Raw genomic sequence first — 13,843 nt, forward strand, 5'->3', positions numbered from 1 at the left:
CACGGAGAGCCAATGGTTTCCGAGCCGTCCGGTCGTCCCGACCGTTCATGGCCTAAAGGGACATTTCTCGCACGACTCGCGGAGGCGGATCGCCGCGCGCTGCTCAGCCTGGGCAGACCCAGGGTGTGTCCTCCCGGGGAGGTGCTGCTCGCCCAGGGAGATCCGGGCGACCACGTGGTCCTCCTGATCGACGCGCTGGTCACGGTCGTCGCCAGGGTCGAGAACGGAGTGGGCGCGCTTCTCGGAATCAGGGTCGGCGGTGATCTTGTCGGGGAGATGGCCGTCCTCGACGGGGCACGCCGTTCGGCGACCGTGACGACGTGCGTGCGCTCGATGGTGATCCGCATCGCGAAGGGCCCCTTCCTGGGCTATCTCGCCGAGCACGCAGCCGCCGGGCTGGTGCTGAACACGATGCTGAGCGACCGGCTGCGCTGGGCGAACAGGCGCCGTCTCGACTTCGCCGGCTACGGCGTCGGGGTGTGCCTGGCCCGGGTGCTCGTCGATCTCGCCCGCCTGCACGGCCGCGAGAGCTCCGAGGGCGTGGACATCGGGGTACGGCTGTCGCAGTCGGAACTCGGCGCGCTCATCGGGGCCAAGGAGATCTCCGTCCACAAGGCGCTGCGGGGTCTGTCCGACCAGGGCCTCGTGCGGGTCGGCCACCGCAGGGTCGTCATTCTCGACCCGCATTCCCTCATGACGTACGCGGAGCTGAGCGACATGAACTGATCGTGATCGTTTCCATATGACACCGGATATTTCTCCGAAACCATATTTGTAAGGCTTCCTTTCGCGCCTCGGGCGTCATCGTTGGCCGTGTTCCCGAAAAGATCTGACAAAGGGGAAGCGGATGACGGAAGCCGTCATGCCCGAATACCGGGCGATGATTTCCGGTGACATCGAGGACTACAGCTCGCGAAACGCCGGGGAACAGGCAGTCCTGCAGACGGCCCTGGCCAACCTCCTCGACACCGCCGCGCGGGAGGCCGGGATCGAACGCCCCCGATGGTCGCGTCAGGTGTCCGGCGACGGGGAGTTCTCGGTGCTGACCGAGCCCGCCTCCGTGCTCGACCTGGCCGACTCGTTCGTGCGGGAGCTCGACGTCGCCCTGGCCGTGTACAACCGCAGGCAGTACGGCGACAACTGGACCCGGGTACGGCTGCGCGTCGCCCTGCACGTGGGTCCCGTGCTGCCCGCGACCCCCATGGGCAGGCCGGGGCCGCACGCCGTACAGGTGAACCGGCTGGTGGACGCGCCCGCCGCGCGGGAGGCCATGCGGGTGTGCCCGGCCGCCGACCTCGCGGTGATCGTCTCCGACCGGGTCTTCGACGACTACCTGTCCCAGGGGTACGGCCATCCCCGGCCGGTGCGGTTCCGGCCTGTGACGGTCCAGGGCAAGAAGCAGCGTTTCCTGGCCTATCTGTACCTGCCGAACGCCGACGTCCACGAGCTGCGGGAACTGGACGTCTTCGACCCGCCCGCCGACGAGACGTCCCCCATCCAGAAGGACGGCGACGGCCCGCGCCCGCCGAAGCCCTTCGGCGCCGCGCGTGACGTCATCATGGGCGACCAGAACCGGGTGAAGAACGGCAACGTCTACACCTCGCGGGGCGACATGCACTTCGGCACCGGACACGGTGGGCGATGAGCGCCGAGCCCACGCCCCAGGAACCGGAGGCCGGGCCGCCGGAGCCCGCCAAGGCCCAGGAACCCGCAGGTGCCTCCGAGACCCCCGAAAACCCCGACGCCGCCAAGAACGCCCTCAGGACCTCCGAGAACCCCAAGCCCGCCGAGAACGAGACCGGGGACGACGAGGACGGCGAGCTCGACCGGCCCCTCCGTGAGCGCATGGCCGCGGAGGACAGGGAGCGGCACCTGCGCGAGGCCAACCTGCGCGACCTCTACGGCGAGTACGGCGACGGCCCGCGTGCCGGACGCGACGCGATCTCCGGGGGCGCTTATCGCGTTAAATCCGGAAATATCTACCACGCCGACCGGATGGTCTTCGGCGGCCGGGAGGAGGAGGGGCGCGGGGGCGTCGTCCACCTCGCGCCGAACCGGCGCCAGCAACTCGCCCGGGTCCACGTCCCGACCGCGTCGTACGAACGCCTGGCCGCGCTGCTGCGTGACGAGCCGGTCGTCGCGCTGCGGGGCGGGCGGGGAAGCGGCCGCATGGTCACCGGCTGGATGGCGCTGCTCGACCGCCGCCGTACGGCACAGGCCCCCGTGGGGTGGGTACGTGACTCCGTCGATCCGCTGGACCTGACCGAGGAGCGGCTCGACGAGGGGGGCGGCTACGTCCTGGACGCCACCGGCAGGGCGTGGACGCGTGCCTCGGCGGACGGCGTCTTCCAGCACCTCGCCGCCGTGGCCGCCACGAGGAACGCCAGGATCGTGGTCCTCGTGGACCGAGGGTTCCCCGGCACCGTGTCCGCCGTGGACCACGACCCTCCGCCTCCCGGCCCGGTCTTCGAACGGTGGCTGTCCTGGGAGCTCGGCGGCGCCGCCCCGGCGGAGACCGCCGTCCACGACGGCGTCCGGGAGTACCTGAGGGAGGGCTGCACCCTGGCCGACGTCGTACAGCTCGCCAAGGACGCGGCGGAGGCCCTGCGCGCGGGCGGCGGGCTCGACGACGCGCTCGCCGGGCAGCCGCGCAGGCTGCGCGCCCACGTCGCCACCCTGCTCTCTCCTGAGCACGATGTACGGCGGCGCTGCTTCCTGCTCGGGGTTGCCGTGCTGAACGAGCTGCCCTCGGTGACGATCACCCGGGCGGCGCTCCAGCTCACCGAGATCCTCGCCGACCCCGACCACACGCTCGTCGATCCCGAGTCGTGGGACGCGCTGTCGCAGTGGGTGGACTACGCCCAGGCGTCCCAGGTGCCGGACGAGCGCGGCCGGGGCAGCCGGATCAGCCTGCGCCGCTCCACCATGGCCTCCGTCGTGCTTGAGGTCGCCTGGCGGGAGCACCCGACGATCAGGGAGGCCCTGCTCGCCTGGCTCGGACGGCTGTGCGAGCACCCCGACCAGGCGGTCCGCATCAAGGCGGCCCACGCCATCGGCAGGCTCGTCACCTACGACTTCGACGTCATCGACGGTGAGTTCCTGCGCCGCTGGAGCGTCTCCGGCAGGACCCGCGACCACTGGCTCGCGGCCTGGGCCATCGAGGCGGCACTGCTGTCCCAGCACGTCGCGCCCCGGCTGCTCGACCGACTGCGCGACTGGGCCGGGGGAAGCGCGGCGAAACAGGCAATCGTCGCCAGGGCGTACGGCCTCGGCGTCGGTGTCGAGCAGATCGACCGGGCGCTGCCCGCCCTCAGGCAGATCGCGCTGCGCTCCTCGCGCCCCGCGACCCAGGACGCCGTCTCGCGGACGCTCATGGAGATCTACGGCCCCGACACGGCGGTCAAGGTCCTCTCCGAACTGGCGGAGTGGGCCGTGGGCGGCCATCCCGGGCTGCGCCGTACGGCGGCGCTCGCCATGACCCGGCTGGCCTCCGGGGTGGAGAGCGGCACCTGCAGGTTGTTGCTCGCGGAGTTCCCCGCCGACAAGCAGGACTGGGCGCGGGAACACCTCGTCTCCCTGTGGGAGAACGCCCTCAGGTGCGGGCTGATCGCCAGGATGCCGACGGGCGTCATCGGCCGTCCGATCCGCGCGGCCTGGGACGTCTTCGCCGAGTGGGTCGGCAACTGGGCCACGGTGCCGGGGGTGCGGCCGGTCGTCGAGGCCGTGTTCGAGGGGGCCGTGCGCAACCACCTGCGCGGGCCGCTCCGCCTCCACCTGCGCCACTGGTATCTGCGGCGCGTCGTCGACATCCCCCTCTACCACCGCCTGGACCACCACATGAAAGGGACGGCAGGCTCATGAGACTCCTGTACCGGCTCCTCAGAAAGCTGCCCCGCCGCTCCGGCCTGGGCAGCGCCCACCCCTGGAAGGACGGGGAGAGCGGCCCGATCACCTCGGTGCGCCGGTTCTTCCAGCCCCCGCCCGCCCCGCACGCCGTCTACGACGAGCAGGGACTGCACGAGTGGGACTCCCCGCTCGAACTCGTCGTCCCCGCCCGTGGGGACGCCTTCTCCTTCCAGGCCGTCGTCACGGTCGCCTGGTGCGTGACCTCGGGCGACGGCCGTACCACGACGGGGCTCAGGGCCGACATCGCCGCCGAGCGGCCGAAGATCCACGAACGGGCCGAGGAGGTCGTACGGCGCGTCGCCCGCCGGTTCGACCCGCACCTGCCCGGCGAGGCGGAGGAGGAGGTCAACAAGGAACTCACGACGGAGTTCGCCCGTCCGTCGCACCAGTGCGACGACGTGACGATCACGGTGACCGTCAAGGCTCAGATCAACCTCACCGAGGAGGTCCGTGAGCTGCGCAAACATCTCGGCCGGGCGCTCCTGGAGATCCAGGCGAAGCGGGAGATCGACATGGCGATCATGGACAACATGACGCGGTCCCGCGACGACTGGCGGGAGTTCCTCAAGGAGGGCATGGAGGACTGGGCCGCGCGCTTCGCCGTACAACTGGCGGAGAGTCCCCGGGGGGTCGCCGGGGTCATGACGACGATGGTCGAGGAGCGCAGGCAGGACGCGCAGAACTTCCTGGACATCGTCAAGCAGGTCGTCGCCGCCCAGCAGAGCGTGGACGTGTTCGACCTCGTCGCGGCCAGCGACGGCGTGCTGCGGATCGCCCTGGAACGGCTCGGCGTCCCCGTCCCGCCTCCCGTGGCGGACCTGCCCTGGCTGGAGGAGCGGTGAAAGTCCGGCACCTGTTCACGCTGGTGGCCATGACGGCCGTCACGGGATGCTCAGTCGGCGGCCTGCTCGGCCAGACGGCCCCCGGGGCAGGCGCGGATCCGGCGGGCCAGGCGTGCCGGTGGCTCGGTGAGCAGACCTCCGACGCCGCCCCGGCCAGGCTGGACCTCGTGGTCCTCATCGACCGCAGCGCCTCGGCCCGCGACGGAAAGGGCAGGGCGTGGGACTGGTACCGGGCCGTCTTCGGCGGCGCGGGCACGGCAGTCGGCGACGCCGTCTCGTTCCCCAACACGCGTGTGCCCACCCCGGCGCGGATCAGGGTCGGCGCGTTCGACGGCGAGGGATCGGTCGAGTGGGTCGTCGGCGATCTCCTGCTGCCCCATCTCACGGCCACGGCGGACGGCTACCGCTCCTCCTACGCCCTCAACGTGAGCGACTGTCTCAGGGACGCCGTGGGCCGCGCCGCCGCCTCCCCGCCCCGCGAACCGGGCAGCGCCGTCCTCGGGGCACTCGACGTGGACCGCGTCCAGACGAGCGCGCCGGACGCCGAACACCGGCTCGTGGTGGCCACCGACGGCCTGTCCACCCAGGGATGCGCCTCCCTGGGACAGACCGCGATGCGCGACCTCACCCTCGTCCGCAGGATCGTCCGGGCCTGCCAGGGACAGCGGGCGGTGCCCGATCTGAAGGGCTGGGCGGTCGAGATGGCGTGGCTCGGCCATCCGGGAGCGGGCAGGCCGCAGCCACGGCAGAGCCACAGGAAGTGGCTGACCAGCCTGTGGAGCGGACTGTGCGCCGCGACGGGCGCCCACCCGTGCCGGATCGCCGACGGCCGTCCCCCCGACCCCGCCCGGGGAACCGAGGGCGTCCCCGTCACCGTCAAGGACCCGGTCATCGCCTTCGCCTCGACGGAACGGGCCCCCAGCCCGTTCGTGAAGAAGGTCTTCCCGGAGAACCTGCTCTTCCCCACCGGGTCCGCGGTGCTCCACGTGAAGGGGCGGGAACTGCTCACGCGGTTCGCCGACGAACTGGCCGGGCAGGCGCCCGAGTCGGTCGGTGTGGCGGGATACGCCGACGACCGGGGCGGCACGACCTACAACGAGGAGCTCTCCCGGCGCAGGGCGCAGGCCGTCGGCGACGTCCTGCGGCGGGCCGGGCTGCGCGGCTTCCGCACCGAGGGGCGGGGAGAGATCGCGGGGAACTGCCCCTCACCGAACGCGGGGGACACCAAGGCGTGCAACCGGCGCGTCGAGATCGTCTACAGGGTGCGTGGCTGAACATGAACGATGATCACACCTCCCATCACGAGGACGAGACGGTCATCCAGGGCCGGGTCGTGCCAGAGGGGAGCGCGCGTCCCCCGTTGGACAGCCGTGAGGTGCACCTGTGCCACCACGGCTGCGACTGCTGGCAGCGCAACTTCGACCGCTACCTCGCCGTCACCCCCGAGCGGGAGCCCGACCAGCTCGACAGCGTGGAGATGCACGCGCTGCTGTCCGCCAAGGGCCGTGCCGTACGGCATCTGCACCGCAACCTCGACCCCATGGCGTGGGGGCGGCGCAGACTCATCAAGACCCACGGGGAGGCCACGGTCGCGCTGGACGACCTGCGGGCCTTCGCCGACGAGGGCGCCCTGACGCGGGCCGTACGGGAACGGGATCGGCTCGACGACGACATGGCGGACAGGAAGGCGCGGCCCCCGATCTGGCTGCGGGTGATCGCGTGGCCGGCGATCGTCTCGGCCGGTGCCTTCGACACCTGGTACTTCCAGGGCATCTTCCAGCGGTTCGTCGGGAACCAGGCGGTCTCCCTCCTGGAGCAGGTGATCACCCTGCTTCCCGGGGCCGGGCTGACGTTCGGCATGATCGTCGCCGGGGTCGGACTCGGCAGGGCCGTCTACCGCGCCAGGCGTCTCCACGAGGAGCGTCAGGAGGGCAGGGGAGCGAAGGCCCGCCTGTTCGCGAACCTCGGGCTGTGGGTGCTGCGCCTGATCCTGCCCACGCTGCTGCTCCTGGTCGCCACGCTCTGGGCGCTGTTCCGGGTGGTGGACGTGAACGCGGGCGGCAGACTGCCCCTCCCCCCGGACTTCGTGGCCGTCCTGGTCGCGACGCTGTCGCTGTGCGCCATCGCGGTGAAGGTCGCCGCCTACGACCCCTACGCCACGCGGGAGGCCGAGGTCCGGCGCGTCCTGAAGCGGGCCCGCAGGTCGGAGCGGAGGCTGGTACGGCACGCGGGCGGACGGCTGCGGCTGCACGTCACGGCGTGGAGCGACCTGCGGGCCCTGCGCGACGACCTCGTCGCCGGTGTCACCGAGCGGTACGGCGAGGCCTACCGGTTCATCACCTACGCCCGGGGGTTCCACGGCAAGGCCGGGCAACTGCCCCCGACGTTCGTCCCCGGCTCCCGGGACTCCGGCGCCGTCCGGGGGGAGCCGCCGCTGCCGGAGTGGATCGGGAACGAGCTCGCCGGGGTCTCCGGCCCAGTCCCCGAGTACGGCGCGCTGCGGGAGGTGCAGGAGGTCCTGAGCAGATACGAGCCGGGCGAGCTGGAACGGGAGTTCGCCGAGGTGCGGGGACGGCTGACGGCCCAGTGGAGCGGGGCTTCCGCGGGCCGTACGGGAACGGAGGAACGTGAGGGCTAGGCGCACGCGACGCGCGGAACCACGGACCAGGCCGGGGCCGGAACTTCGGGTGGACGCACGGACGAGGGCGGTGACGATCCTCGCCGAGACCCGGGAGGAGGTGAACAGGGCCGACACCAAGGCCTCGATCCTGCTCGGCGCGATCGGTATCGCGGTCAGCGGCGTCGTCGGCGACATGGTGAACGGCGTCGTGAGCGGGGCGTGGGGGGCCTCGTGGCCGTGGCTGCGGTGGACGGCGGCGGGGGCGGCGTTCATGTCGGTCACGCTGCTGCTCATGGCCCTGTATCCGAGGCGGATCAGGTTGCGCCGCCCGCTCGTCAACGCCTACTTCGGGGACATGGTCGCGCACTCGGACCCCAAGGCCCTGCGGGCGGCGCTCGAAAGGCCGTCCCCGGACGAGCTGGGACGGCTCACCGACCAGATCCACACGATCAGCCGCATCGTCTCCACGAAGTACCGGCTGATCCAGCTCGCGCTGTGGTGCCTGGCGATCTCGGTACTGAGCGGCGTCCTGACCGTCGCCGCCGCCATGCTCTGACCTCCCGAACTCCCCGGCGATTCCACGACAGCTCCCTGACCGATCCCCTGCGGGAACCTCGTGGCGGCCCCCTGAAAGACCTCGATCCTGGGACGGGCTCCGGCGAAGCCCGACAGACCATGGAGAACCTCACGACGAAGCCGTGACGGACCACGCGGCGATCTCGTGACGGCCCCACGGGTCGGGGCGGGAATGGTTAAGATCGGGGCATATGCCCTGTGCCGTAGGGAGGGCCGAGGGAGAACGGTGACCGAGCACACGCCTCAGGACTGCCGTCCACGTGGCTCCCTCGTGGCGGCCGCGGCGGCACTGTCCCGGCTTGGGCGGCTGCGTGACCTGCCGGTCATCCTCATGCTGGCGTGGGTCGGCTGGCTGGCCATCCCGTGGCCGTCGAGCGGCCTGACCCAGGCCAGGGGGGTGACCACCGGCTTCCAGGGCACGGACGCTCCCGCCGTACGGCCCGCCGCCGCGGGAACGACCTGGACCCTCGCCGCCGCACCCGCCCCACCCCCGGCCCCGCTGGTCAAACCAGCCGTCCCCACCCCGCATCCGGTGGCGTCGATCGCCGAGGAGCGGGCGCGGATCGCCGGGGAGGTGCACGACGCCGCGGGGCACGGTCTGGCGACCATCGCCATGCAGGCCGGGCTCGCCCTGCTGGTGTTCGACGAGCACCCCGACCAGGCCCGCGCGTCGCTTGAGGCCATCCGCGCGACCAGCACGCGGGCGCTCGGTCAGCTCCGCTCCGCGCTCGACCTCGTCGAGGAGGGGCCGGGCCCCGTCGGTCACGACCTGTCCGGCCTGGTCGCCGGGGTGCGAGCCGCGGGGCTGGCCGTCACGGTCGAGCCCGCGCGGCCGGACGTCCCCGCCCATCTTGAGGACGTCGTCTACCGCGTGGTCCGCGAGTCGCTGACCAACGTCCTGCGCCACGCCGGTCCCACCCGGGCCACGGTCCGCCTCGCGCACGACCGCGACGGCCTGCGCGTCGAGGTCCTCGACCAGGGTTCCGGTACGGCGGGCACCCCGACCGAGGGTCGCGGCCTGGTCGGGATGCGGGCCAGGGTGTCCAAGGCGGGCGGCTCGTTCGAGGCCGGTCCCCGCGAGGACGGCGGTTTCCGCGTCGCGGCCCACTTCCCACTGGAGACCGACGCCCCCAAAGCCGACCTTCCACTCGGAACCGGTTTCCCGTCTGGAGTCGAACCGCGCGGAACCGTATGAACGAGCCGGTGAACGCCCCCGTGAGTACGGCGCCGATTCGGGTGGCGCTCGCCGATGACCAGGCCGTCGTGCGGATGGGACTGCGGGCGCTCATCGAGCGTGAACCCGACCTGGAGTTCGCCGGGGAGGCCGCCGACGGCGCCGGGGCGCTGCGTCTGCTCGGCGAGGCGCGTCCCGACGTGCTCCTGCTGGACGTCCGCATGCCGGGCATGGACGGCATCGAGACGCTGCGGGCCATCGCCGCCGACCCCGGGCTGGCCGCGACCAGGGTTGTCGTCGTCACCACCTTCGAGGTCGACAACTACGTCTTCGCGGCGCTCCAGGCGGGGGCGAGCGGGTTCGTCCTCAAGGACAGCGCGCCCGAGGAGCTCACCCGCGCGATCAGGGTCGTGGCCTCGGGGGAGGCCCTGCTGTCCCCCTCGGTCACCAGGAAGGTCATCGGCCTGTTCGGCCGTCACGACGCCGCCCCGGTCGAGGGGATCGACACCCTCACCCCGAGGGAACGCGAGATGGTCGCCTGGGTCGCCACCGGCCGGTCGAACGACGAGATCGCCGCCGAACTCGTCATCAGCCCGGAGACCGTACGCACCCATGTCAGCCGCGCCATGGTCAAGCTGCGCGCCCGTGACCGCGCGCAGCTCGTCGTCTTCGCGGTCAGGTCCGGGCTGGCGTCTCCCTGAGGTCCTTGAGGAAGCCCCGGTAGGTGCGCTGTTCGAGCTGCGCCTCGATCTGTTTGACCGTCTCAAGCCCGACGCCGACCATGATGAGGACGGTCGTCCCGCCGAACGGGAAGTTCTGCTGGGTCCCCGGGTCCCGCAGCAGCACGAACGCCACGATCGGGATCAACGACAGCACGGCCAGATAGGCGGCGCCGGGTGCGGTCAGCCGGGACAGCACGAACGCGAGATAGGACGCGGTCGCCCGTCCCGGCCGGATGCCGGGCACGAACCCGGAGTAGCGCTTCATGGTGTCGGCCACCTCGACCGGGTCGAAGGTGATCGAGACGTAGAAGTAGGTGAAGGCCACGGTCAGCAGGAGATAGGCGGCCACGTAGACGGGGTGGTCGCCGGAGGCGAGATAGCGCGAGATCCAGTCCGCGACGGGTCCCGTGCCCCCGGTGAGCTGCGCCACGAGCTGCGGCAGGAACAGCATCGACGAGGTGAAGATCACCGGGGCGATCCCGGCCTGGTTGACCTTGAGCGGCAGATAGATCGAGGTCCCGCCGTGCATTTTGCGGCCGATCGTCCGCTTGGCGTACTGGACCGGGACGCGTCGCTGCGCCTGCTCGACGAACACCACGGCGGCGACCAGGACGATCCCGGCCAGCAGCATCGTCACCAGCGCGGCCGGGCTGAGCACGAAGATGTTCGACAGGTAGGACGGGAAGACCGCGACCACCTGCGTGAAGATCAGGATGGACATGCCGTTCCCGATCCCCCGATCGGTGACCAGCTCGCCCAGCCACATGATCGTGGACGCCCCCGCGACCAGCGTGACCACGATCACCAGCGTCGTCAGCATCCCCTGGTCCCGCAGCAACTGCTTACCGCAGGTGGGGAAGATCCGGCCGGTGCGGGCCATCGCGACCACGGTCGAGGCGTTCAGTACGGCGAGCGCGACCGTCAGGTACCGCGTGTACTGCGTGATCTTCGCCTGTCCCTGCTGCCCCTCCTTCTTGAGCGCCTGCAGCCGGGGAACCGTCACCGTGAGGAGCTGGATCACGATCCCGGCGACGACGTAGGGCATGATCCCCAGCGCGAAGACCGACAGCTTCAGCATCGCCCCGCCGCTGAAGAGCTGCACCGCGTCCACGATCCCGCCGCTGGCGCCGCTCAGGCAGGAGCGCACCGCGTCCACGTCCACCCCGGGCGCCGGGAGGATCTGCCCGAGCCTGAACAACACGATCATCGCCAGCGTGAACAGGATCTTCTTCCTGAGATCGGGCACACGGAAGGCCCGGAGGAGGAGGGATGGCATACGCCGAGTCTTCCTCCGGCGCCGTCGGCGGGGCATCCGCCCACCAGAGGCTTCGCCGTACGCGAATCCGCGTACACGCGCGACTTCCCTGGTTCCAGGAGTGGTGTGGTCACGACGTCGAGGCGTTGATGAGGGCCTTGATGTCGATTTCGCGGTATCGGCGGTGGTTGCTGGGCGTCCTGATCGAGGGAATCTTCCCGGTGAGCGCCCACTGGTTGACGGTCTTGGGGTCAACGCCGAAGATCCGGGCGACCTCTCCGGGGGTGAGGAGCCGGTCGCCGACCGGATCGCGATCCTGTAGCGCACCCGTTCGGGGACGGGGAATCCGGGGCCGGCACCCACGTCATCGACGTGTCGTCCATGGTTGGCCGGTGCCGCGATACTCCTCCACCGGAATCGGCTGGACGCAGGGGCGCATCCGGCTGGTGTAGAGCCGCCCGCACAGGTGATCGACCTCGTGGGCGACCAACCGGGCCAGGCCGTTGTCGAATCGTGTGATCGTCTGGTGGCCATCGTAGGCGGAGTGTTCTATGTCCAGGTGAAGCGGCCGGGGCACCATGCCACGCACGTCGAAGAACGACAGGCAGCCCTCGTACTGCTCGTCGGTCTCCTCGGAGACCTCAGTGACGACGGGGTTGAGCAGAATGATTGGGGCGGAGTCTCCACCGGCAGGCAAGATGATGGCGGCGGCGCGCGCGATACCGATCTGAGGGGCGGCCAGGCCCATGCCTTTGGCGAAGGCGTGGACGCGGCTGATCTGGCTTGCGGCGGCCAGCAGCCGGTCGACGACGGCGCTGGCGACCTCGTGCTCGGCGGGCAAGTCAAATGGGACGGCGGGACGGGTGAGGATGTCGGCGCCCTGCTGGACGACGCCGAGCGCCTGCATGTGCTGACTGGGCCGCACCGGTGATCACCTGGCTTCTTTCGTGGAGTGTGGGGGGCGTAGGGCGCGGAACCGCCATTCGAGGCGGAAGCGGGCATGCAGCGGCGGGTCGTCGGTCGACCAGTCGAAGATGCTCCGGCCGTCGTGGGTGCGGCCCGCGGGCGCGGTGCGCAGCGGGGCGGCCTCAGCGGTCATCGAGGTTTCGGTGCCCCACACCGCCGGGCCGATTCCCTTCCGCCCGGTCGACCTCGCCACGACGCCGCCATGGTGGCCGCACGCCTGCGCAGACCTGCTGGACCGGTGGCGCCCACCCAGGTCAGGACCATCCTGAACCGCCGACGCTCACCATCCGGAGGGGACCTCGGCGCCCTCGTCCTCTCCTGGGGGCTCGAACCGGGCGTAGAAGTCCTCCAGAGCCTCCGGCGTCACCATCAAGGCGTCGGCGTCCTCGCGCAGATTGCGTTCGGCCAGCCGCCGCAGCAGCTCACGGCGGGGCACGTCGAAGTACACCAGCCGCCACCGGCCCCCCGCCTGCTCGATGAGCTTCTTCCACTCCTCACGATCGCGCCGCAACCACAACCCATGGTCGACCACGACGTCCTGCCCGGCCTTCACCAGTTGGGCCAGGCGCTCACGAACCTCAGCGAGCGCTGGCGCCTCCCGCGCGAAGTACTCCTGCTCGGGGTAGTCCACGCCATAGCGGCCGTGACGCTGATAGACGAGCTCGTCCACTGACAGCCGCATCACCCCGGCCGGTTCCAGAACCTGCCGGGCATAGGTGGTCTTGCCCGAACCGGTCAGCCCGACCAGCAAGTACACCACCGGCCGGGCGTCACCGCCGCCGACCCTAGGCTCGCGCATCTCGCTGTCCCTGCCACTCCGTCGGTCCCCTGCCCGTCACCACGCTCTTGCGCCCAGCCTGCCACGAGCTTCCGGCCCGGCGCCGCCCCCTGGCGCATCCCCGCCGAATGAGGCCCTGCCATGATCTCAACTCCCCGATTACGCCCTGTTCTGGATCTTCTTTGGCTGGCGGGGCACGGTGTCGCCCTTCAGGTTCCCGTACACCGTTGAGCGCGGCACCCCGGACAAATCAGCGATCTGCTGGACGGGCTTGTCCCGCATGTCGTACAGCTCCTGGGCGAGAGCGAGGCCGAGTTCCCTGGCCCGTAGGCCCGCCTCGAAGCGGGAGTCGGCGTCGAGCAGCCTCATCAGGGCGGCGACCCGGCGCCGGTAGGTGCGCAGTGAAAGGCCCAGCTCGCGCGCCGCCACCTCGTCCTTGCGCCCGCTGCCGAGCATGGCCAGCACCCGCCTGCCCTCCTCGTCCAGTACGGGCGGGGGATTCGGCGCCGAGCGGAACTCGGCCAGGTCGGCGGCGGCGTTCCAGGCGGCGAGGAACAGCGCGTTGACGTTCGCGACCACGCCGGGGGAGCGGACCACGGTGTAGGAGCGCTCGCCGGGCCCCGGCGGCCCCGCCAGCACCGCGAGCCGCCCGTCAACGATGATCGTCTCGTACGGCAGGCCCGTCGTGGAGATCCGCACCAGGGCACCCCTGCGGGCGGCCTCGTCGAGGTGCCGCCGCCCCTCCTCGTCGGCGAGGAGCCGTACGTCGAAGAGCTTGCGGACGGTCAGCGAGCCGTGGTCCGTCGGGATCCGCGCCCGCATGCCGGGCAGGCTCCAGGTCAGCAGGTCACCGGCCGCGCAGGCGAACTCGTGCCGCGCGCCGAGCAGCAGGTGTCCCGCGCGCTCGGTCAGCTCCCGCTCGCCGCGCAGGGTCACGTTCTGGTCCTGGTCCACCCCCCAAGTCTGCCGTGCCGTACGGCGTGGCAGCTTGTTGCCACCGGCTC

The 13,843-nt window shown here is 71.2% G+C and carries 15 protein-coding genes; 9 read left to right on the plus strand and 6 right to left on the minus strand.

Annotated features, from left to right (window positions below; genetic code table 11):
- The first annotated feature begins 12 nt into the window (after window positions 1–12).
- The 9 genes from FHS44_RS38690 (at window position 13) to FHS44_RS38730 (ending at window position 9,819) form a co-directional block, all read left to right on the plus strand.
- Window positions 13–726: a Crp/Fnr family transcriptional regulator gene (locus FHS44_RS38690; protein WP_184725306.1), complete on the plus strand. Its 714-nt coding sequence runs from the start codon at window positions 13–15 to the stop codon at window positions 724–726.
- A 121-nt stretch (window positions 727–847) separates the two neighbouring features.
- The gene (locus FHS44_RS38695) at window positions 848–1,645 is read left to right on the plus strand and encodes a hypothetical protein (RefSeq protein ID WP_184725308.1); all 798 of its coding nucleotides are present in this window, start codon (window positions 848–850) and stop codon (window positions 1,643–1,645) included.
- Window positions 1,642–3,861 (plus strand): hypothetical protein, encoded by a 2,220-nt coding sequence (locus tag FHS44_RS38700; protein WP_184725310.1) that lies wholly within the window; start codon window positions 1,642–1,644, stop codon window positions 3,859–3,861. Before FHS44_RS38695 ends, FHS44_RS38700 begins: the two co-directional genes overlap by 4 nt.
- The gene (locus FHS44_RS38705) at window positions 3,858–4,748 is read left to right on the plus strand and encodes a hypothetical protein (RefSeq protein WP_184725312.1); all 891 of its coding nucleotides are present in this window, start codon (window positions 3,858–3,860) and stop codon (window positions 4,746–4,748) included. Before FHS44_RS38700 ends, FHS44_RS38705 begins: the two co-directional genes overlap by 4 nt.
- The gene (locus tag FHS44_RS42630; RefSeq protein ID WP_184725314.1) at window positions 4,745–6,022 is read left to right on the plus strand and encodes an OmpA family protein; all 1,278 of its coding nucleotides are present in this window, start codon (window positions 4,745–4,747) and stop codon (window positions 6,020–6,022) included. The genes FHS44_RS38705 and FHS44_RS42630 overlap by 4 nt, the downstream gene beginning before the upstream one ends.
- 2 nt (window positions 6,023–6,024) lie before the next feature.
- Window positions 6,025–7,386 (plus strand): hypothetical protein, encoded by a 1,362-nt coding sequence (locus tag FHS44_RS38715; protein ID WP_184725316.1) that lies wholly within the window; start codon window positions 6,025–6,027, stop codon window positions 7,384–7,386.
- A 49-nt stretch (window positions 7,387–7,435) separates the two neighbouring features.
- Entirely contained in the window at window positions 7,436–7,924 is a 489-nt protein-coding gene (locus FHS44_RS41515; RefSeq protein ID WP_184725318.1) for a Pycsar system effector family protein, read from the plus strand.
- A gap of 246 nt (window positions 7,925–8,170) precedes the next feature.
- Window positions 8,171–9,139 carry a sensor histidine kinase gene (locus FHS44_RS38725; RefSeq protein WP_184725320.1) on the plus strand — a complete coding sequence of 323 codons (969 nt, stop codon included), beginning with the start codon at window positions 8,171–8,173 and terminating at the stop codon, window positions 9,137–9,139.
- 8 nt (window positions 9,140–9,147) lie between these two features.
- A complete protein-coding gene (locus tag FHS44_RS38730; protein WP_312863995.1) occupies window positions 9,148–9,819 on the plus strand; it encodes a response regulator in 672 nt (223 codons plus the stop codon).
- Here the strand turns inward: FHS44_RS38730 and secY are convergent.
- The 6 genes from secY to FHS44_RS38755 all read right to left on the minus strand — a co-directional run bounded on the left by secY (window position 9,794) and on the right by FHS44_RS38755 (window position 13,793).
- A complete protein-coding gene (secY, locus tag FHS44_RS38735) occupies window positions 9,794–11,116 on the minus strand; it encodes a preprotein translocase subunit SecY (protein WP_184725323.1) in 1,323 nt (440 codons plus the stop codon). The two genes, FHS44_RS38730 and secY, sit on opposite strands and share 26 nt — an antisense overlap.
- Window positions 11,117–11,225: 109 nt before the next feature.
- On the minus strand, window positions 11,226–11,441 hold the full coding sequence (locus FHS44_RS38740) for a BldC family transcriptional regulator (RefSeq protein ID WP_184725387.1): 216 nt from the start codon (window positions 11,439–11,441) through the stop codon (window positions 11,226–11,228).
- 18 nt (window positions 11,442–11,459) lie between these two features.
- The gene (locus FHS44_RS38745) at window positions 11,460–12,002 is read right to left on the minus strand and encodes a peptide deformylase (protein WP_221461820.1); all 543 of its coding nucleotides are present in this window, start codon (window positions 12,000–12,002) and stop codon (window positions 11,460–11,462) included.
- Window positions 12,003–12,026: 24 nt separating this feature from the next.
- A complete protein-coding gene (locus tag FHS44_RS40485; protein ID WP_221461821.1) occupies window positions 12,027–12,194 on the minus strand; it encodes a hypothetical protein in 168 nt (55 codons plus the stop codon).
- Window positions 12,195–12,341: 147 nt separating this feature from the next.
- The gene (locus tag FHS44_RS38750; RefSeq protein WP_184725325.1) at window positions 12,342–12,860 is read right to left on the minus strand and encodes a P-loop nucleotide/nucleoside kinase family protein; all 519 of its coding nucleotides are present in this window, start codon (window positions 12,858–12,860) and stop codon (window positions 12,342–12,344) included.
- 138 nt (window positions 12,861–12,998) lie between these two features.
- On the minus strand, window positions 12,999–13,793 hold the full coding sequence (locus tag FHS44_RS38755) for a helix-turn-helix domain-containing protein (protein ID WP_184725327.1): 795 nt from the start codon (window positions 13,791–13,793) through the stop codon (window positions 12,999–13,001).
- Between the last annotated feature and the right edge of the window lie 50 nt (window positions 13,794–13,843).

Origin of the sequence: Streptosporangium saharense (assembly GCF_014203715.1) — a bacterium.
Classification (GTDB): domain Bacteria; phylum Actinomycetota; class Actinomycetes; order Streptosporangiales; family Streptosporangiaceae; genus Streptosporangium; species Streptosporangium saharense.

Bases quoted from the DNA above. Each gene is read 5' to 3' on its own strand.
- FHS44_RS38690 (WP_184725306.1), top strand. From the start codon at position 13: ATGGTTTCCGAGCCGTCCGGTCGTCCCGACCGTTCATGGCCTAAAGGG.
- FHS44_RS38695 (WP_184725308.1), top strand. From the start codon at position 848: ATGACGGAAGCCGTCATGCCCGAATACCGGGCGATGATTTCCGGTGAC.
- FHS44_RS38700 (WP_184725310.1), top strand. From the start codon at position 1,642: ATGAGCGCCGAGCCCACGCCCCAGGAACCGGAGGCCGGGCCGCCGGAG.
- FHS44_RS38705 (WP_184725312.1), top strand. From the start codon at position 3,858: ATGAGACTCCTGTACCGGCTCCTCAGAAAGCTGCCCCGCCGCTCCGGC.
- FHS44_RS38715 (WP_184725316.1), top strand. From the start codon at position 6,025: ATGAACGATGATCACACCTCCCATCACGAGGACGAGACGGTCATCCAG.
- secY (WP_184725323.1), bottom strand. From the start codon at position 11,116: ATGCCATCCCTCCTCCTCCGGGCCTTCCGTGTGCCCGATCTCAGGAAG.
- FHS44_RS38745 (WP_221461820.1), bottom strand. From the start codon at position 12,002: ATGCAGGCGCTCGGCGTCGTCCAGCAGGGCGCCGACATCCTCACCCGT.
- FHS44_RS40485 (WP_221461821.1), bottom strand. From the start codon at position 12,194: ATGACCGCTGAGGCCGCCCCGCTGCGCACCGCGCCCGCGGGCCGCACC.
- FHS44_RS38750 (WP_184725325.1), bottom strand. From the start codon at position 12,860: ATGCGCGAGCCTAGGGTCGGCGGCGGTGACGCCCGGCCGGTGGTGTAC.